18 protein-coding genes are annotated in these 18,222 nt (G+C 70.6%); 9 read left to right on the forward strand and 9 right to left on the reverse strand.

The annotated features are described in order from the left end of the window. The first annotated feature begins 59 nt into the window (after window positions 1–59). Both AB0B86_RS10300 and AB0B86_RS10305 read left to right on the forward strand, forming a co-directional pair. The gene (locus tag AB0B86_RS10300; protein WP_357402214.1) at window positions 60–854 is read left to right on the forward strand and encodes a methyltransferase domain-containing protein; all 795 of its coding nucleotides are present in this window, start codon (window positions 60–62) and stop codon (window positions 852–854) included. A 19-nt stretch (window positions 855–873) separates the two neighbouring features. Then, window positions 874–1,494: a hypothetical protein gene (locus tag AB0B86_RS10305; protein ID WP_357402212.1), complete on the forward strand. Its 621-nt coding sequence runs from the start codon at window positions 874–876 to the stop codon at window positions 1,492–1,494. A 100-nt stretch (window positions 1,495–1,594) separates the two neighbouring features. Here the strand turns inward: AB0B86_RS10305 and AB0B86_RS10310 are convergent, their stop codons facing one another. Together AB0B86_RS10310 and AB0B86_RS10315 are read right to left on the reverse strand one after the other, a co-directional pair. Then, window positions 1,595–2,896 carry a ricin-type beta-trefoil lectin domain protein gene (locus tag AB0B86_RS10310; RefSeq protein ID WP_357402411.1) on the reverse strand — a complete coding sequence of 434 codons (1,302 nt, stop codon included), beginning with the start codon at window positions 2,894–2,896 and terminating at the stop codon, window positions 1,595–1,597. A 475-nt stretch (window positions 2,897–3,371) separates the two neighbouring features. Then, a complete protein-coding gene (locus tag AB0B86_RS10315; RefSeq protein ID WP_357402210.1) occupies window positions 3,372–4,385 on the reverse strand; it encodes an aldo/keto reductase in 1,014 nt (337 codons plus the stop codon). 91 nt (window positions 4,386–4,476) lie between these two features. On the opposite strand from AB0B86_RS10315, the gene AB0B86_RS10320 reads away from it, so the two are divergent. Further along, on the forward strand, window positions 4,477–5,058 hold the full coding sequence (locus tag AB0B86_RS10320; RefSeq protein WP_357402409.1) for a helix-turn-helix domain-containing protein: 582 nt from the start codon (window positions 4,477–4,479) through the stop codon (window positions 5,056–5,058). A 130-nt stretch (window positions 5,059–5,188) separates the two neighbouring features. After that, window positions 5,189–5,857 (forward strand): GntR family transcriptional regulator, encoded by a 669-nt coding sequence (locus tag AB0B86_RS10325; protein WP_357402208.1) that lies wholly within the window; start codon window positions 5,189–5,191, stop codon window positions 5,855–5,857. 102 nt (window positions 5,858–5,959) lie between these two features. Here AB0B86_RS10325 and AB0B86_RS10330 read toward each other — a convergent pair whose 3' ends face one another. The 6 genes from AB0B86_RS10330 to AB0B86_RS10355 all read right to left on the reverse strand — a co-directional run bounded on the left by AB0B86_RS10330 (window position 5,960) and on the right by AB0B86_RS10355 (window position 11,938). Next, window positions 5,960–6,853 (reverse strand): hypothetical protein, encoded by an 894-nt coding sequence (locus tag AB0B86_RS10330; protein WP_357402206.1) that lies wholly within the window; start codon window positions 6,851–6,853, stop codon window positions 5,960–5,962. Further along, window positions 6,850–7,953 carry a hypothetical protein gene (locus tag AB0B86_RS10335; RefSeq protein ID WP_357402204.1) on the reverse strand — a complete coding sequence of 368 codons (1,104 nt, stop codon included), beginning with the start codon at window positions 7,951–7,953 and terminating at the stop codon, window positions 6,850–6,852. Before AB0B86_RS10335 ends, AB0B86_RS10330 begins: the two co-directional genes overlap by 4 nt. Beyond that, the gene (locus AB0B86_RS10340) at window positions 7,950–8,396 is read right to left on the reverse strand and encodes a DUF4188 domain-containing protein (RefSeq protein ID WP_357402202.1); all 447 of its coding nucleotides are present in this window, start codon (window positions 8,394–8,396) and stop codon (window positions 7,950–7,952) included. The genes AB0B86_RS10335 and AB0B86_RS10340 overlap by 4 nt, the downstream gene beginning before the upstream one ends. Next, window positions 8,393–9,934 carry a phenylacetate--CoA ligase family protein gene (locus AB0B86_RS10345; RefSeq protein ID WP_357402200.1) on the reverse strand — a complete coding sequence of 514 codons (1,542 nt, stop codon included), beginning with the start codon at window positions 9,932–9,934 and terminating at the stop codon, window positions 8,393–8,395. Before AB0B86_RS10345 ends, AB0B86_RS10340 begins: the two co-directional genes overlap by 4 nt. Window positions 9,935–10,098: 164 nt before the next feature. Then, a complete protein-coding gene (locus AB0B86_RS10350; RefSeq protein WP_357402198.1) occupies window positions 10,099–10,659 on the reverse strand; it encodes a hypothetical protein in 561 nt (186 codons plus the stop codon). A gap of 28 nt (window positions 10,660–10,687) precedes the next feature. Continuing rightward, window positions 10,688–11,938 carry a S1 family peptidase gene (locus AB0B86_RS10355; protein ID WP_357402196.1) on the reverse strand — a complete coding sequence of 417 codons (1,251 nt, stop codon included), beginning with the start codon at window positions 11,936–11,938 and terminating at the stop codon, window positions 10,688–10,690. Between the two features lie 264 nt (window positions 11,939–12,202). Here AB0B86_RS10355 and atzF point away from each other — a divergent pair, with 264 nt between their 5' ends. The 5 genes from atzF to AB0B86_RS10380 are packed head-to-tail and all read left to right on the forward strand — an operon-like array spanning window position 12,203 to window position 17,543. After that, a complete protein-coding gene (gene atzF / locus AB0B86_RS10360; RefSeq protein ID WP_357402194.1) occupies window positions 12,203–14,005 on the forward strand; it encodes an allophanate hydrolase in 1,803 nt (600 codons plus the stop codon). Window positions 14,006–14,044: 39 nt separating this feature from the next. Continuing rightward, window positions 14,045–14,734 carry an isochorismatase family cysteine hydrolase gene (locus tag AB0B86_RS10365; protein ID WP_357402192.1) on the forward strand — a complete coding sequence of 230 codons (690 nt, stop codon included), beginning with the start codon at window positions 14,045–14,047 and terminating at the stop codon, window positions 14,732–14,734. 9 nt (window positions 14,735–14,743) lie between these two features. Continuing rightward, window positions 14,744–15,436: a cysteine hydrolase gene (locus AB0B86_RS10370; RefSeq protein WP_357402190.1), complete on the forward strand. Its 693-nt coding sequence runs from the start codon at window positions 14,744–14,746 to the stop codon at window positions 15,434–15,436. A 12-nt stretch (window positions 15,437–15,448) separates the two neighbouring features. Then, window positions 15,449–17,083, forward strand: coding sequence for a regulator (locus tag AB0B86_RS10375; RefSeq protein ID WP_357402188.1), 1,635 nt, complete (start codon window positions 15,449–15,451; stop codon window positions 17,081–17,083). Beyond that, window positions 17,076–17,543 carry an AtzH-like domain-containing protein gene (locus tag AB0B86_RS10380; protein ID WP_357402186.1) on the forward strand — a complete coding sequence of 156 codons (468 nt, stop codon included), beginning with the start codon at window positions 17,076–17,078 and terminating at the stop codon, window positions 17,541–17,543. The genes AB0B86_RS10375 and AB0B86_RS10380 overlap by 8 nt, the downstream gene beginning before the upstream one ends. A 52-nt stretch (window positions 17,544–17,595) precedes the next feature. Here AB0B86_RS10380 and AB0B86_RS10385 read toward each other — a convergent pair whose 3' ends face one another. Continuing rightward, window positions 17,596–18,114: a DM13 domain-containing protein gene (locus AB0B86_RS10385; protein ID WP_357402407.1), complete on the reverse strand. Its 519-nt coding sequence runs from the start codon at window positions 18,112–18,114 to the stop codon at window positions 17,596–17,598. Between the last annotated feature and the right edge of the window lie 108 nt (window positions 18,115–18,222).

Here is an 18,222-nt window from a genome sequence, read left to right on the forward strand (position 1 = left end):
CCACGCTCACCCGGGAACACCTCGGATCCAAGGGCGCCTTCCGCGATGAGGGAGGCGTGATGAGTGCGTTCGTGACCACGTGGGCGGCCGGCGACTATCCGGCCATGGCACGGCGGCTGATGCCGGTCGCCGAAGCGGTGGTGGAGTCCGCCGGCATCCGGGCGGATGACCGGGTGGTCGACGTGGCCACCGGCACGGGCAACGCGGCGATACTTGCCGCCCGAACCGGTGCCCGTACCGTCGGGGTGGATTTCGAGCCCGCGCTCGTGGAGCTGGCCCGGCGTCGGGCCGCCGAGGACGGCCTGGCTGTCGATTGGCGGGTCGGCGACGCGACCCGCCTGCCGCTGCCGGACGACTCGGCCGACGTGGTCCTGTCGGTGTTCGGCGTGATCTACGCGAACGACCACGAAGCCGCTGCCCGAGAGCTGAGCCGGGTGTGTGGCCCCTCGGGCCGGGTGCTGCTGGCCGCCTGGACACCGGGCAGTCTGATGCCGGCCATGGGCCAGGTCCTCGGCGGGTATCTACCGCCACCTCCGGCCGGTGGCGCCCCGCCGAGCCGGTGGGGTGACCGCACGTCCGTCGGGCAGCTCCTGGCCACCGCCGACCTGCGGATCACGTCGGCGGTCGTCCACCGGTTGGGCTTGAGCTTCGCCACCGCCGACGTGGCGACCAGCCTGCTCATCGACACGGCCGGGCACGTCGTCACCGAACGGGACCGGCTGGTGGCCGAGGGGCGGTGGACGGCGTTGCGCGCGGACCTGCGCGCGTTCGTCGACGACCGGGGGGTGGCCGACGGCGATCGCTTCCGGTTGGAGGCTGGGTACCTGCTGACCACGGCCGTACCCGAGCCTTGATCGATGGCAGGATCGGCGGATGCGTGTTCTCTTCGATGGCCCGGCGCCGGTCTCGTACGGGCAGATCTATCTGACGAGTGATGAGGTGCCCGATATGGAGGGCGCGTTCGCCGGGCAGGTGAACGGCCTCTGCGGTGCCGTCCAGCCGGGCAGTTTGTTCCTGATGACCGGCACGCACACCGGGCGGGTCCGCTTCACCGTCGAGGTGCATGACGTTGAGCCGCCGGCGGCAGCGCAGGAGTGGGAGGAGGTGGTGGAGGTGTCGTTTCTGCCGGCAAGCCCGGTGGCCAACCTGATTCCGTGGGGAGGCGGGAGACTCGCCCGGCTGCCGCTGACCCCGCAGGGGCAGGACACCGGCCCGCTGCCGGTCTATCGGGTACGGTACTGCGCCCTGGGCATGGACGAGGGCCATGACCCGTTCGGCGGGATCGACAGTGACGAGCTCGACGAGGACGACACCAGCTACCTGGACCGGCGGCCGGACCGCTACCTGGTGTGCCTCTGGCCGGAGGCCGGCACGGGCGGCGGTCCGGGTGACGGCCTGCCGCGCGCCGACGCGATCCTGCGCCAGACCAGTGGCGGCGCTGCCTACTGGCACGCCTGGGCGGGCACGTTGCCGGCCCCCGCCGAGTCGCGCTGAGCGGTTGGCGCGCACCCGTCGCGTCGAGGATCGCCGGTCCACCTCGCAGCGACGCGCCGCCCGGGAGCGGACCCGGGCGGCGCGTCTTCGGCAGTTGTGCCTAGTTGCGCGTGCTCCACTGCTGGTTGGCGCCACCGTGGCAGGCCCATAGGTGCAGTTGCGTGCCATTGCCCGTGCCGGAGTTGATCGCGTCGAGGCAGAGCCCCGACTGGACCCCGGTGATGGTGCCGTTGGAGTTGAGGTTCCACTGCTGGTTGGGCTGGCCGTTGCAGTCCCAGATGATGACCGCCGTGCCGTTGCTGCTGCCCGCCCCGCTGGCGTCCAGGCACTTGTTGCCGTAGACGGTCAGGGTGCGGTTGGAGGTGTGGGTCCAGCGCTGGTTGGTGCGACCGTGGCAGTCCCACAGCTGGGCGCGGGTCCCGTTGCTGGTGCTCGAGTTGGGAATGTCGATGCACCGACCGGACTGGTTACCCACGATCAGCACGTTCTGCTGCCCCGGCGGCGGGCTCGACGGCGGGGGAGTGGTGGGCGGGGACGTGGTGGGCGGCACTGTGGACCCGAACTGGCTGAAGAACCGCCACACCTCCTGCTTGACCCAGCTCCGCGCGCCGCTCTCGCAGCCGGCACACCCATCAACCGGGCCTTGCTGGTGGCCGCCGTCGAACGCGGCCCAGAGCACCGGATATCCGGCCTGGCACGAGTAGGCGGTGGTGATGTGGGTCCGGCTGCCCGGCGCTGGTTCGGGCGGGTTCTGCGCGGCACAGCCGTTGTTCCGGACGAACCTGTCCCGCAGCGACCGTCCGCTCGTGATGTTGTCGTTGATGCCGTGAATTCCCAGGTACGCCACGGGCTGGGTGCCGCCGCTGCAGCCGCTGATCGCCCCAGGGGCGGCGATGGCCGCGACCGCCCGGAACACCGTCGGTCGGGAGCACGCCAACGAGTAGCTCATCGCGCCGCCGTAGCTGAACCCGACAGAGAAGAGCTGCGTGGTGTCGACGCAGAGGGCGTTCTCGATCACCCGGACCATGTCGTCGGTAAAGGTGACGTCCTCACCGTTGGAGTTGCCCCAGCCGTTGCTGATGCCCTGCGGGGCGACGAAGATCGTCGTGTTGTTCGCCTGGGAGAGCATGCCGTAGTAGGCCCACGCGGCTCCGTCGGTGCCGCCCGAGGCGACCTGCTCGGCGGTGCCGCCCAACCAGTGGAACCCGAAGGCCAGCCGGTGGGGGTAGGTGTTGTTGTAGCTGTCGGGCAGCCGAAGGATGAAACTGCGGGTCTTTCCGCTGCTCTGGATGGTGTGGGTGCCGCTGTTCAGTCCGGGTGCCTTGCCGCAGCCGGCGGTGGTGGCCGCAGCCGCGGAACCACCGGTCATGATGACGGACGCCCCGACGGCGACCAGCACCATGAGGGCCATGGCCGCCCCTATCCAGGGGGCGGAGAGCTTACGAAGTGGCACAGTCGAACCTCCTTGGGTTTGCGTGGATTGGCGGGGCCGGACATGGCGCTGCCGACGTCCGCACTGGCATCGCGGCGGTGCGCGCCCGTCGTCCCGGCACGACGGGTGTGCCTCCTGCCGCAAGGGCGGGGATGTGACAGGCGGTCGGTACGACGCGTGCACGCGGAGCCGGTTGTCGACCGATCCGATGCCATCGCGATCCTTCCACCAGTCGAAGATCCGTTTACCGCGCGGAAATAGATTAGCATCATCGTGTGACGTATGACGTTGTCGTGGTGACGGGACGCCATGCGGACCGGCGGTCTGGACCGGCGGTCTGGACCGGCGGTCATGTCGGGTCGCGATGGCTGAGCTGCTGCGGTGCTGGTCCGAGCCACCGGGCCGGGAGGTGTGGACGGTGGCGCACCTGGATGGAGTCGCCGAGTCAAGCGGCGTTGTGCTGGCCGGTGACTGGAGGGATCACTGTGGATCGGCTGACGGCGGCCAAGCGGGCCGACACGGAGTCGGGCAGGTTGAACGCCAGGCTGGCGAGGTTCGCAGTCAGTTGATCGGCTGAGCGTGGGCCGATGATCAGCGAGGTGATCTCGGGTTTGCTCTTGATCCAGGCCAGCGCGATCGTTGGCCCGGTCGTCTCCAGTTCGGCGGCGAGGGTGGCCACTTCGTCGGCGATGTCAAAGTGGGGTTCGGCGAGCAGGCCTCTTACGAATGCGCGTGCCATCGGGCTGGGCATGGCTGCCCACTGGGCGAGTCTCGATCCCTCGGCGGGTGCGGCGCCTCGCTGGTATCGCCCGGCGAGCAGGCCGCTGCCGAGTGGGCTGTACGCGACGATGCCGAGCCCGTATTGCTGGCAGGTGGGCATGATCTCGGCTTCGATGGCCCGCATGATCAGGGAGTAGTTGGCCTGCAGGCTGACGAGGGGCATGGCGCCGGTGCGTTGCGCGGCCCATTGGGCGCCGACGATGCCTGCGGCGGTGAAGTTCGAACAGCCCAGATACCGGACCTTGCCGGAGCGTACGAAACCGTCGAGCGTCGTCATTGTCTCTTCGATCGGGGTGTCCGGGTCAGGAACGTGGCACTGGTACAGGTCGACGTAGTCGGTGCCGAGTCGGCGCAGGCTCGCTTCCAGGGCGCGTGTCAGATGTACGCGGGACAGGCCGCGGTTGTTGGGGTCGGTGCCTTGCGGCGCTGCCGCTTTGGTGGCCAGGACGACGTCGGCACGACGGTGTGCGATGGCCCGGCCCACGACTTCTTCGCTGGTGCCACCCCGGTAGGTGTCCGCGGTGTCGATGAAGTTGTGACCAGTGTCGAGGAACGCGTCGATGATGCGCCGGGCCTCGGGTTCCGGGGTTGGGGCTTGCGGGTCGCTGCCGAAGTTCATCGTGCCCAGGCAGGCTTGGGAGACGCGGAGACCGGATCGGCCCAGTGTGGTGTAGTCCATGCCACCCTCGTAGAATCGGAATCGTGATTCCGCTTGAAGATATGGAACCTGGATTCCGTTTGTCAACGGTGCGGCCCTCGGCGGCGTGGGCATGATGCGTTCCGATGCAGCACGCAACCGAACGAAAGTGCTCGCGGCGGCCGAGGCCGTCCTCGGCGAACAGGGCTTGGCGGCCCGTATGGACGAGATCGCCCGGCGGGCCGGAGTCGGGGTCGGCACCGTGTATCGACACTTCGCCACCAAGGAGGCCTTGTACGCGGCCATCGTCTCGGCCCGTGTCGACCTGCTTCTTCAGGAGGCGGCCCGGTTGCGGGCGTGTGCAGAGCCCCAGACGGCGTTCTTCACCTTCTTCGCGAGGATCGTCGCGGATGCGGCAAGCAAGAAGGCTCTGACCGACGCGTTGCAGGACGCCGGAGTGGACATCAAGGCGGAGCAGACGGACCAGCGAGCACAGATGCGCGACGCGCTGGCGGACCTCCTGCACCGCGGCCAGCGCGCAGGTGCCGTCCGTCCCGACATCGGTATGCTCGAGATACTCGCCCTGCTCCGAGGGGCCAGCATGGCGGCGGAGACCGGCGACTACTCCGGTCCGGTGCTCGATCGTGCGGTGGCCGTCCTGTTCGACGGCTTGCGGCCGTCGGTCGCTCCGACGGACCCTGTGCCACAGGTATGAACCCGCTCGGTGCGTCAGCCCGGCAGGCACGGCCGGGGGTGGCCGTGGTGCGTCAGTCCGTTCCCCCTGTGCCACCCCGGGCGACCCGCCCACACCGGCGGCGGCGGGGGCAGGTGGCAGACTCATCGGCGTGAACGACGTGGCCGCATCGCCGGTGGATGGTGCGCTGGAGAGTGTCAGCCTGGTGGACCTCGCCGTCTCTCGGCTGACCCGGGAGATCCTCAGTGGCAAGAGCGACCCGGGTGAACGCCTGGTGGAGGAGCAGCTGACCCGCCGGCTGGGGATCAGCCGGGCTCCGTTGCGGGAGGCGCTGCGGTTGCTGGCCCAGCAGGGGTTGGTCGAGCATGTGCCGCGGCGGGGCGTCCGGGTGGCCACCCTGTCGGACCGCGACGTGCGGGAGCTGTACGAGTTGCGCGACATGCTGGAACAGTTTTCGGTCCGGGCCGGGGTCCCGGTCGGCCGGGAAGGCGACCTGGCCGGGTTGCGGGCGGCCCTGGACCAGATGCGGGAGGCGACCCGGGCCGGTGACCGGATGGCGGTCGCCGAGTCGCACCGGGAGTTCCACGTCGCGCTTGTGGCGCTCGCCGGTAACCGGCAACTGTCTGCCGTGTACGGCTCGATCCTTGTGAAGTTGCAGCTCTACATGGCGATCAACCTGCGCCGGGAGGCGGAGCTGGCGCAGCCGCTGGACGGGGTCCACCGGCACGAGCGGCTGTTCGAGGCGGTCGCCGGGGGAGACCCGGAGGAGGTGCTCACCGTGCTCGCCGGGCACGGGGCGCGTTCGTACCTCGGTCGGTAGCGCTCGCGGGAGTGGGCCGGCGGCCGGAAGCGGTGGCGGTCCACGGCGTCGGGATCAGCATCGACGCGGCGGCGACGGTGCGGATGGGCCGGGGACGACCCGCTAGCGTCGGGCCGAGCGGACCGGCTCGGCGAGGGGCCGACCGACGCGAAACACCGCCAGGGGCTGCCCGTCCACCCGCTCGGCGAGCCAACCGGCCGTCGCCGGGCAGTCGATGAGCTGGCTGAGTGGGTGGACCGCCAGGCCGTGCCGGGCGAGCGTCAGCCACGTACGCAGCAGACGTCTGCCCGCGGCGACGTGGTCGGCGTCGGTGGCGAGCAGGACCAGGACGCTGCCGTCGTAGCGCAACAGACCACGACCGCTGGCGGCCAGCAACGCCGGCAGGCCCATCCGGCGGGTGACCGGGTACGCGCGAAGCGCGGTGGACAGGAACCACGCCTCGGCCCGGGACAGGGTGAGCGCCCGGTCGGTGAGTCCGTCGAGGTGGTATCGAGGGTGATGTGGGCTCAGTCGGAGCCAGTCGCGCAACTCGACGGCGACCGGCGGGGTGCCGAACATCCAACGGTCGGCGACCGCCAGCTCCGCTGCGATCTCCCGGGTCGGCACGTGCGCGATGCCGGGCCCGAGCGCGGCGATGACGGTGGCGTCGACCTGCCCGGGCGCGTATCGGCCACGGGCGACCCGACGGGCCTCGACGTCGGCGATGGTGAACGGCGTCGGGTAGCGGGTCGCCGCGGGGACCAGTTGCGGACCGGGGGCCACCGTGACGTTCAGGCCGAGTTCGGCGGAGACGATGAGGCAGGTCTCCACGAATGCGCCGATGCCGAGGGCCAGATCGCGGCCGGTCGGGTCGGAGTCGGGCAGCCGGCGGGCGGGGTCCACAGCGATGACAATCCTGTCGGCGTGGTATTCCGGTCGCCACGGCTGCGTGTTGTGCGCGCTCGGTGCCCGGTTGCAGATCGCCGCGTTGGCCCGCAACTCCTCCACCCAGCTCACGCCGCCCCCGCTCGCTCGTAGAAGGCGTACCCGTGCAGTGGCCGCCCGCCGGCGCGCCGGTACTGGGCGGCCGAGGCGACGTTCGTCCGTTCGACGAAGGTGCTGCGCAGGGTGCGGTACCCGTTGTTGGCGAGGTTGCGGTGCAGCTCCCTGGACAGCAGCGTCAGGTACCCGTTGCCCTGCTCGTCGGGCACTGTGCCCTTGATGATGAGGACGGCATCCCGCCGGTACCGGTCGCGGGTGGCGAGCAGGCGGAGCTGATTGACGACGCCGAGCCGGCCGCCGACGCTCATCAGGTACTCGGAGATGTCCGGCACGGTGACGACGAACGCGACGGGCCGGCCGGCCTTCTCCAGCCAGAGCAGCAGCGCCTCGTCGAGCAGGAACGCCAGACCGTCTGTCTGCTCGGCCAGCTGATCGGCGCTGATGGGGGTGTAGTAGCCGAGTTGGGCGAAGCTCGCGTTGAGCATCCGCCGCAGGATCGGCAGTTGGCGGTGCAGTCGCCACCGGGAGCCGCGCCGGATGACCAGCTGTTCGGCGGCGATCCGGGCGTCGTCGAAGGCGAACCCGTGGTCGTGGCCGGCGCGGGCCGGGGAACCGGCGGCGGCCGTGCCGTTGAGGTCGACAAGCCAGGTGTCCGCCTCGAAGCGGCGGTGGAAGCCGTGCCGCTCGTACATGTCCGGGTAGTAGGCGGGGTTCCACGCGGAGTCCACGAAGCCGCGGTCGGCGAAGCCGGAGGTGATCACCCCGCCGGTCTGGTTGGGCAGCAGCGCCACCGGACCGAAGAGCGGCAGGCCGTCGGCCCTGGCCTCGACGCCGTCCATGATGGCCGCGAAGACGTCGTTGTCGTCGACGAACTCGGTGTGCCCGAACAACTGTCGAGGGCCCACCTTGGCGTCGAAGGCCGCGCTGCGGTGCATGCTTGTGCGTCCCACCACCTCGCCCTGTTGGTCACGGACCAGGAACAGCTCGGCGGTGCGGCGGTGGGCTGCGATGACCGATGCCAGCAGGGGCACGTACCTGTCGGTCGGGTGGAGCCGGAGCGGGAAGTCGACGAACGCCCGCAGGTCGGCCCGCGACTGCACGGGAGCCAGTCTCATCCGCGATGCACCGCCGGGCCGGACGTCTCGGTGGACAGCGGGGTGAAGGTCGGGATGTGGGCCATGTCGTTCGACTCGGCGCGCCAGACACCGTTGCTGTAGCCCTCGGGCTCGGCGTTGTACAGCCGGATGTAGCCGCCTGTGGCGTTCTTCGTGCCGTGCTCGGTCACCCAGCACATGAGGTCGCGGTGGTGGCGGCTGCGGGCGAACTTCAGCAGCGCGTCACGGTCGCTGAAGAAGGCGATGGTGCCGAGCGTGAACGGGAACTGGTAATACACGGTGTGCCACCGGTAGCCGTCCATCCGCTTCATCTGCCGGACCATCCGGAACCACACCCGGGTGAGCGTGAGGATGGAGCGCGGCCCCCGGTAGCGGGTGGCGCCGACGAACATGGCTGTCGCCTGGCCCACCGCGGGCGCGGCCGAGAAGTCGCTGGTCCTCACACCGTCACGCCCTTTACCAGGTACACGTTCTTGATCTTAGAGGCGGCGTCGGCGAACGGTCCGGTGCCGAACTCGTGGACCGTCACCCGCAGGTCGGCGGCGGACGGATCCTCGGCGAGGGACTCGGCGAAATCCCGACTGACCTCGGCGAGGTGACGCAGGACCCCGGCCCGGCAGGTGTCCACGAGGCTTCGCCGCTCAGCGGAGTCGAGTGTCAGGTGCTCGCGAAGTTGCAGGTGCACGACCGGCCGGCTCTCCAGGTCGGCCTGCTCGGTCAACTCCAGGCAGAAGCTCTGCAGCAGGTGCGCCTGCGCATTGCCGGTGTAGAGGCCGTACTCGACGTCCTGCGGGTAGATGTTGGCGCCCATGTAGGAGATGGTGCTGTCCTTGCGGCCGTACAGGAACAGCAGCGGCAACCGCATCCGGTCCACCCGCCAGGCGCGCTCCGCGTCGGCCCGCGCCTCGGGGTCGACGATGGCGGCCACGACGTCCGGGTACGACACCAGCCGGCCCTCGTCGCCGATGTTGTAGCGGACCCGGGGATTGAGCACCGCCGTCGAGTTGATCGTGCAGAGCACCTCCTGGTCCGCTGTGGTCTCCAGGTACGTCTCGAGGGGGTTGTACTGGAAGACCATCGGCAGCCGATGCTCGTCGGCCCCGAGCAGGGCGGTGCGCAGTGCCACGTCGGTCCGCAGCCGTCGGCGGACCCAGACGCTGAAGTCGCTCTCACCGGCGATGCCGATGGTGAGGTCGCTGGCCCCGTAGCCGGAGCGCACCTTGACGAACCGTTCCTGCAGATAGTCGCGCAGCGCCTCGGTCATCCCCTCACCGCCGACCAGGCCGCTGATGCGGTATTCCGCCCACGGGAAGTCCTCGGCGTCGAGCTTGTCGCGCAGGTGCTTGAGGAACGGGGGGTACGCGGTGACGATGTAGTCGAAGCCGGGTCCGAAGTATCGCAGGGTGTCGACGATCTTCTGCAGGTCCGGACCGGTGTTCTTCACCATGGCGATCGTGGACATCGCGATGCCGGTGTTGGTCCCGGTGGCCCAGGCACCCATCGAATACGCGTTGATGACGAACCGCCGCTTCGACGGAAACACCATTGTCGCGTAGCCGGCCAGGTTCTTGTGCACCGAGCGCAACTCGCGGCGGCTGCGGATCCAGTTGAACGGCTGGCCGGACGAACCCGACGACTCGTCGACCACGCTGCCGACGATCTCGATCTCGCCGTGCCAGCACCGCTGCGCCTCCGGGTACGCCTGCACGTAGGACCGCTTGTCGGTGGGTGGGTACGTCGACAGGTCGAACCACCGGAACCGCCAGTTGTTGCGGCGCAGGAAGTCGCCGTACGCGGGCACGTCGATCGCGGCGAACTGGCAGGTCATCCAGGCGTGCAGCCGGGCGAAGCGACCGAGGTACGGACGGTACTGACGGGCGGTGAGCCGCCACATCGCCGGATGGATCCGGTACAGCGTGTAGAGCCAGGTCAGGGCGAAGCTCGCGAACCGTAGCGTCCACCGACGCAGGAATGTCACCACGCGCCCACGCTATTGGATCTTCGAGTCCGGCGCCTGACGGCGGATACTCATCTGCCGTCCTGAGTATCCGGAGCCAGCCGACGCCGGTCGGGATGGCCCGCCCGGCTCGGCGGGCCGGTGCGGGGCCGGCGCCACCAGCGCCGGCCCCGCTGTGGTCGAGTGGTTCAGGAGCTGAAGAAGGTGCACTGGAAGGCCATGTCGTCCACCCGGACGGCACCGCTGCCACCGAGCAGGGAGACCCGGACGAACACCTGGCTCGGGCCGTTCGTGTAGCTGGCCACGTCGTGCCGCCGCCAGGTGGTGTCGGTGATGCGCACGGTACGCAGCGCGAGATAGGTCCAGCTCGCCGGATCGATCACCTCGACGTTGAGCACCGCCGGCCCGCTGACCGCCCGGACGAAGAACCCGCCGCCGCAGGTGGTGGAGTGCCCGGCGGTGCGCGGTCGTACGGTGAGCAGCTTGCCCACCCCGGACCAGCCGCCGGTCGAGGTGGTGAGAATGGCGTTGTTCGAACCGGACCGGGCCGTGCCCGTGCCCAGTTCGAAGGCGCCGCTCCCGGCGCCGGAGCGGTGGAACTCCCACACCGCTGCGGGGTTCCCCTCGAACCCGTCGGTGTGCTGCCAGAGGTCCGCCTGAGCCGGGCCGACGGCCACGGTCAGGGCCACCGCCGTCGTCGTGACGGCCGCGGCGGTGAGGCGTGCGGCTCTGGTGAATGCGCTTCTCATCGCTGTCTCCTTCGCTCGTCGCCGCTCGTCACGGCGCACCGTAGATGACGACCTGGTACGCGTTTATCGCCTCTCCCACCGGCTGGTGCCAGGTCCGCGGCGAGGAGTTGCACTGGCTGCCGACCCGGTTGGCGTGCGAGTTCAGCCCGTACCCGGTGTTGCTTGCGAAGAGCGGCCCACCGCTGTCGCCGCCGAGGGTGCAGATGTTGGTCTCGATCATCTGGCGTACGGTGCCGCCCGCGCCGTTGACCGTCACGTTGGTCTTGAGCACGGTGCCGCACCTGAACCCGGTGGTCCTGCCCGAGTTGCAGACCGACAGCCCGCTCACCGCCGTCGCCCAACCGTGGATGCTCCGGCTCGTGTTGTTCCAGAGGTTGATGGTGCCGGTCGCCCAGACCGACGCACCGTTCATCCAGACCAGGCCGTAGTCGTCCTCCGGGTAGTTGCTCTCCAGCGATGGCCCGACGTCCTGCCCGTTCGGCAGGGTCCAGTGTGGGAAGCCCTGGGTGCAGTGGCCGGCCGTGATGATGTAGTTGAAGGTGAAGTCGGTGGCGGTGAAGCCGACCGAGCAGCCGCCCATCGCGTCCCCGCTGGAGATCCCGACGTTCGGCTGGATCTCACCGGTGCTGGTCTCGAACCGGACCGCCGCGCCGAACTTGCGCGCCGCCGAGCGTTGCGCGGTGTTCTTCGTCCCCGTCGCCGGCAGGCTCACCACCACCTGGTTGGTCGCCGGGTCCACCCCCCAGGTCGTGTCCGGCTCGCTCGGTGTGGCTTCCAGTGCCCGCTGGATGCTCTGGAGTTGCCGTTCGCCGCGGGCGACGAGGCGTGCCTTCGCACCGGCGGCGGTCACCTTCGCGGCAGCCGCGGCGTCGGTGACCGTGACGACGAGGTCGCCGCCGGACAGGTACGCGCCGCCCGAGCTGGCACCCAGCTCGGTGGTCAACTGGTTGGCCAGTCGCACGTTCGCGTTCTCGGCGCTGAGCAGCTTGTCGGCGGCAGCACGGCTGATGCCCCGCTGCTCGGCGATCGCCGCGGCCATGTCCGCCGCCCCACCCGCCCGGTCCCGGTCGGCGGCGCCGCCGCTGGGGGACAGGGCGGCCCGGCCGTCGGTTCGGGCCGGGTCCGCCGCGCCTCCGGGTCGGGCCGGCCGGTCGACCGGACCGGCCGCCGCCGCCGTCGGAACGAAGGCCACCGACGCCACGACGGCGAGTGTCGTGGCGAGCAGTGACCTGCGGCTTGGTCTTGTCGTACGCGGGGGGCTGACAACACGTTCTGACATGCACCGCTCCCATCACGAGGGGGACTGGTCGGCTGGGTCAGGAGCCGGACGGCCCGGACCGGACGGCAATCCTCGCAATCGGGCGGGTGCGGCGAGGGGGATGTTGGACGTGGCTGGACACGGTCGGACAGCCGGCCCGGCCGCCGACCGACTGCGGGCGCGGCATCAGGGGTGCGGCATCAGTCGTGCGGCAGCCCGAGTGCCGTCACGGCGTCGTTACACAGGGCGCGGGATTCTGAAACAGTACTGTCGACAATCGACTGTATGCCAAAGCCAGTGGGGTCCATTTCGGAGCTTCGATCGGCGTATCGCGATGGCACCCTGACCCCGACGGGCCAGGCCGAGCGCGTCCTGGACGGGCTCGCCGGACGCGACGAGGGACCGGTGTGGATCAGCACCGTCCCGGCGGACCGGCTGCGGGACCGCGCCGAGGCGCTGACCCGCCACGGCGATCCCGCGCTGCCGCTGTACGGCATCCCGTTCGCGGTGAAGGACAACATCGACGTGGCCGGCATGATCACCACCGCCGGCTGCCCCGACTTCGGGTACCGGGCGGCCGAGGACGCGCCGGTGGTGCGCCGGCTGCTCGACGCCGGCGCGATGCTCGTCGGCAAGACCAACCTCGACCAGTTCGCCACCGGGCTGACCGGCGCCCGCTCGCCGTACGGCAGTTGCCAGAGCGTCTTCGGCGGCGGGCTGATCTCCGGCGGCTCCAGCTCCGGCTCCGCCGTCGCGGTCGCCGCCGGCCAGGTCAGCTTCGCCCTGGGTACGGACACCGCCGGCTCCGGCCGGGTGCCGGCGGCGCTGAACGGGATCGTCGGCCTCAAGCCCACCCGGGGCCTGCTCAGCGCCGCCGGTGTGGTGCCGGCCTGCCGATCGCTCGACTGCGTGTCGGTCTTCGCCGCCGACGTCGGCAGCGCCGTCGAGGTGTTGCACGCCGCCCGTGGCGTCACGGCGGCCGACCCCTGGGGGCGTCCGCTGCCGGCGGAGCGGGTGGTTGCCCGCATGCCGGGGACGCTACGCCTCGGGGTGCCCCGGGCAGAAGAACTCGAATTCTTCGGCGACGCCGGGCAGGAAGCCCGGTTCGTCGCGGGGGTACAGCGGCTGCGCACCTTCGTCGGGACCTCCCGGTCGGTGCCGCTCGGCGCCTTCTTCGAGGCGGGCGACCTGCTCTACCGGGGACCCTGGGTCGCCGAGCGACTCGTCGCGCTCGGCGGCTTCCTGCGCTCGCATCCCGAGTCGGTCCTGGCGGTCACCCGGACCGTGTTGGAGACCGGGCGGCGCTACGACGCCGTCGACGCCTTCCGGGGCCAGCACCGCCTGCGCGAGCTGCGCGCACAGGTCGACCACCTCTGGCAGGACATCGACGTGCTTGTCGTGCCCACCGTCGGCACCACGTTCACGCTCGACGAGATCGCCGAGGATCCGATCGGACGCAACGCCATGCTCGGCCGCTACACCCAGTTCGCGAACCTGCTCGACCTGGCCGCGGTGACCGTACCCAACGGGTTCACCAGCACCGGCCGCCCGGCGAGCCTGACCCTGGTCGGCCCGGCGTTCAGCGACACCACTTTGGCCCGGCTGGCCGCCACCCTCACCGACGGCGGCACGCCGACCCGGACTGTCGAGGTCGGCCCACCGTCGGCGCAGCGTCCGGCGGAGCTGCTGATCGCCGTGGTGGGCCGGCACCTGACGGGTGAGTCCCGCAACGGTGAGCTGATCGGGCACGGTGCCGCCCTCGTCGACACCGCCCGCACCGCGCCGCTCTACCGGCTCTTCCGGATGGACACGCCGGACGGCGAAGGGCTGCCCGGCCTGGTCCGGGTGGCGTCGGACGGGCCGGACGGCCACCCGATCGAGGTCGAGCTGTGGCGACTGCCCGGCACCGCGGTCGGCGGGTTGCTGGCCGGGGTCCCGGCCCCGCTCTCGCTCGGCTGGGTCCGCCTCGACGACGGGCGCGACGTGCTCGGTTTCCTCTGCGAGGCGTACGCCGCCGGCCCACCGGCCGAGGACATCAGCGCCACCGGCGGGTGGCGGGCCTACCGGCAGGCCGTCGCCCGACGGTAGGGCGGACAGGCACCAGCGATGACGACAGGAGGCGGAAGGATGGGCAGCATCGGACCGGTACCGGCCAACCCCTACCCGTGGCCGTACGACGGCGCGGCGGACACCGCGCGTACCGCACTGCTCTGCATCGACTGGCAGACCGACTTCTGCGGTCCGGGCGGCTACGTCGACGCGATGGGATACGACATCGGCCTCACCCGGGCCGGCCTGCCGGCCACCGCCCGGCTGCTGGCACACGCCCGATCGCTCGGCATGCTCGTCGTGCACACCCGGGAGGGGCACGACCCGCAACTGTCGGACCTGCCGGCGAACAAGCGGTGGCGGTCGGCGCGGATCGGCGCCGAGATCGGCACGGCCGGCCCGGCCGGACGGATCCTGATCAGGGGCGAGCCGGGCTGGGAGATCGTGCCCGAGGTCGCCCCGGTGGCCGGCGAGGTGATCATCGACAAGCCGGGCAAGGGCGCCTTCTACGCCACGAACCTCGACCTGGTGCTCCGCACCCGGGGCATCACCCACCTGATCCTCACCGGCATCACCACTGACGTCTGCGTGCACACCACGATGCGCGAGGCGAACGACAGGGGATACGAGTGCCTGATCCTCTCCGACTGCACCGGCGCCACCGACAAGGCCAACCACGACGCCGCACTGCACATGGTCACCATGCAGGGCGGCGTCTTCGGCTGCGTCACCACATCCGACGACGTCATCGCCGCCACGGCCCAGTGAGGTGCGCCCATGTTGACCATTCCGGCCGCCCGACCAGGCCCGTACGCCTTCGACCTGTCGACCACAGCGCTGCTCGTCATCGACATGCAGCGCGACTTCCTGGAACCCGGCGGGTTCGGGGCGAGCCTGGGCAACGACGTGCGCCAGTTGCGTCGCGTCATCGCACCACTCGCGGCGCTGCTCGCCGACGCCCGTGCCGTCGGCCTGACCATCGTGCACACCCGTGAGGGGCACCTGCCCGACCTGTCCGACTGCCCGCCGGCCAAGCTCAGCCGCGGGGCGCCCAGCCGGCGGATAGGTGACCTCGGACCGAAGGGTCGGATCCTGATCCGCGGCGAGTACGGCCACGACATCATCGACGAGTTGGCACCGCTGCCCGACGAGCTGGTCATCGACAAACCCGGCAAGGGCGCCTTCTACGCCACCGAACTGGACGGCCTGCTCGTCGAGCGGGGCATCCGCAGTCTCCTGGTCACCGGGGTCACCACCGAGGTGTGCGTACACACCACGGTCCGGGAGGCGAACGACCGCGGGTACGAGTGCCTCGTGCTCGCCGACTGCGTCGGGTCCTACTTCCCGGAGTTCCAGCGGGTCGGGCTCGACATGATCGCCGCCCAGGGCGGGATCTTCGGGTGGGTCGCCGACTCGGCGCAGGTACGCGCCGCGCTGCCCACCACCGGAGTGTTGCAACCCTCTTCCTGACCGGGAGCAGCCATGGTCTCGACCAAGTCCACCGCCGCCCCGCTCCCGTACTGGGTGCGCGGCGACACCAACGCGTTCTTCGGCTTCGGCGTCAACGTCCTGGTCAACGTGCTCACCCTGACCGGGCTCTGCCTCGCCGTGGTGAACCTGCCCGAGGGGGAGGTGTTCGGCACCATCCTGCCGGCGCTGGGCATCGCCCTGGTCGCCGGCAACATCTACTACACCTATCTGGCCCGTCGGCTGGCCCGCCGGGAGCAGCGCAGCGACGTGACGGCCCTGCCGTACGGGCCCAGCGTGCCGCACATGTTCATCGTCATCTTCGTCATCATGCTGCCGATCTACCTGCGTACCCAGGATCCCGTGCGGGCCTGGGAGGCCGGGCTGGCGTGGGCCTTCATCATCGGCGTGATCGTGTTGATCGGCGCGTTCGTCGGGCCGTACATCCGCCGGTACGCGCCCCGGGCCGCGTTGCTCGGCACCCTCGCGGGCATCTCCATCACGTTCATCTCGATGAACCCGGCCGGGCAGATGTGGCGGATGGCCTGGGTGGCCCTGCCGGTCTTCGCGTTGCTGCTGATCGGTCTGCTCACCGACGTGAAGCTGCCGTTCAACTTTCCGATCGGGCTCGCCGCGCTGCTGCTCGGCACCGCGATCGGCTGGGCCGGCGGGGCGATGTCGGTGCCGGACGTCACGGCCGCGGCCCGGGACATCGCGATCGCCGTACCCTCGGTCAAGCTTGATCTGCTCCTCACCGGGCTGGCGGACATGGCGCCGCTGCTGGCGACGGCGATCCCGCTCGGCGTCTACAACTTCACCGAGGGCATGACGAACGTGGAGAGCGCCGCCACCGCGGGGGACAACTACAACCTGCGCAGCGTGCTGCTTGCCGACGGCGCGGGCGCGGTGATCGGGGCGGCGCTCGGCTCGCCGTTCCCGCCGGCCGTCTACGTCGGGCATCCGGGATGGAAGGCCGCCGGTGGACGCAGCGGCTACTCGATGGCGACCGGCGTGGTGATCGCGGTGCTCTGTTTCCTCGGCATGTTCGGGCTGCTCGGCGCGATCTTCCCGACGGCGGCGATCGTCCCGATCCTGCTCTACATCGGCCTGCTGATCGGGGCGCAGGCGTTCCAGGCGACGCCCCGAGCGCATGCCGCCGCCGTGGTCGCCGCGCTGATCCCGAACATCGCGGCCTGGGCCACCGGGCAGATCGACAACGCGTTGGCGGCGGCCGGTACCACCGCCGCCGCGGTCGGCGACGACGCGCTCAACGGCGCCGGGGTGATCTACGACGGGCTGCTGGTGCTCGGTCAGGGTGCGATCCTCGCCGGCCTGGTGCTCGGCGCGGTGGTGGTCTTCATCATCGACAAGCGGTTCCTCCGGGCCGCGATCTTCGCCGGCGCCGGGGCGCTGCTGTCGTTCATCGGGCTGATCCACGCCGAGCGGATCGAGTGGAACGCCAACGGCCAGGTGGCCCTCGGCTACCTCTTCGTCGCGGCGATCTGCGTGATCTTCGCGTTGGGTCGCCCGACGCCCCGCGAACCCGACCCGGATGAGGCCGAACTGGACCGGGAGCCCGGCCCGGCCGACACCGACGCCGACGCCGACCGGTCCGAGGCCGAGCGGCGGACGTCGGCAGTGAGTGGCTGAGCCGACGAGCCCGGTCGGGGGCGGCACGGCCACCGACCGGGCCGCCCAGTTCCCGACCCACCGGATCGAAGGGACCTACCGCATGGAGATCGACCGGACGGACGTGGTCGCCGAGGTGACGGCGGCCTTCGCCGACTACGAGCGGGCGCTTACCGACGGCGACGCCGAGGAGATCTGCGGGTACTTCTGGGACTCCGACCAGACCGTCCGGTTCGGCCTCGCCGACCACCAGTACGGGTTGGACGAGCAGCGCAAGTGGCGGGCCGCGCAGCCACCACTGCCGGCCGGTCGCCGGCTGGTCGATCCGGTGGTCACCACGTTCGGTGCGGACCTGGCGGTCGTGACGACCCGATTCGGGTGCGCCGGCACCGCCGCCACCGGTCGGCAGACCCAGACCTGGGTACGCCTGCCCGTCGGCTGGCGGATCGTCACCGCGCACGTCTCGGTCTCGGCGGGCTAGCCGACCCGGGCACGTGTCGGCTCGCTGGCCGCAGCTGTCAGCACCACCCCGGTCAGGCGCTTGTGAGATCGGCAGCGCCGAAGGAGACAGCGAATCGCTTGCACCAGATGGCGACGCTGCGGAAGTCGCGGGGGTCGACAGAGGACGGCAGCTCGTACACCTGGTTGCCCCTGTTGCCCTTGAGTCGGGCCAGCTCGACCCATTCGCCGTCATCGAACACGCGCCAGCCGGCAGTGCCGGGAATGACCTGTTGGTCGGTCAGCCACACCCGCAGGTCCGGGCCGTTCGAGGTGTTCAGGTCTCGAATGACCAACCGGTGGCGTCCGTCGGCGAGCCGGTGGATCTCTGCGGTGCCGGTCGTCCGGTGCTCGTGGGTGACGAATTCGCCGGCGGTCAGGATCTCGCCTCCGGCCGGTGCGGGCGACGCGGCCGTGAGGGACGGGATCGGGGAGGACGGGGCCGCGGGCGCGGCAACTGTCGAGGGCGCCGCCGCCGGGGGAATCGCGTCGTCGACGTACGTGTCGGTGAACAGCTTCCACGGCTGGAACCAGTAGAGGGCCAGTACCGCCACGACAACAGCGGCGGCGAGAGTGGCCCGAGCTACCGGCGACCGGAAGAGTCGTTCTCTCACCCCCGCAGCGTACGACCACGGCAGCCGCCCAGCCGGTCGCGAAACCCT

The sequence above is a fragment of the Micromonospora sp. NPDC049047 genome (assembly GCF_040649135.1).
Classification (GTDB): Bacteria; Actinomycetota; Actinomycetes; order Mycobacteriales; family Micromonosporaceae; genus Micromonospora.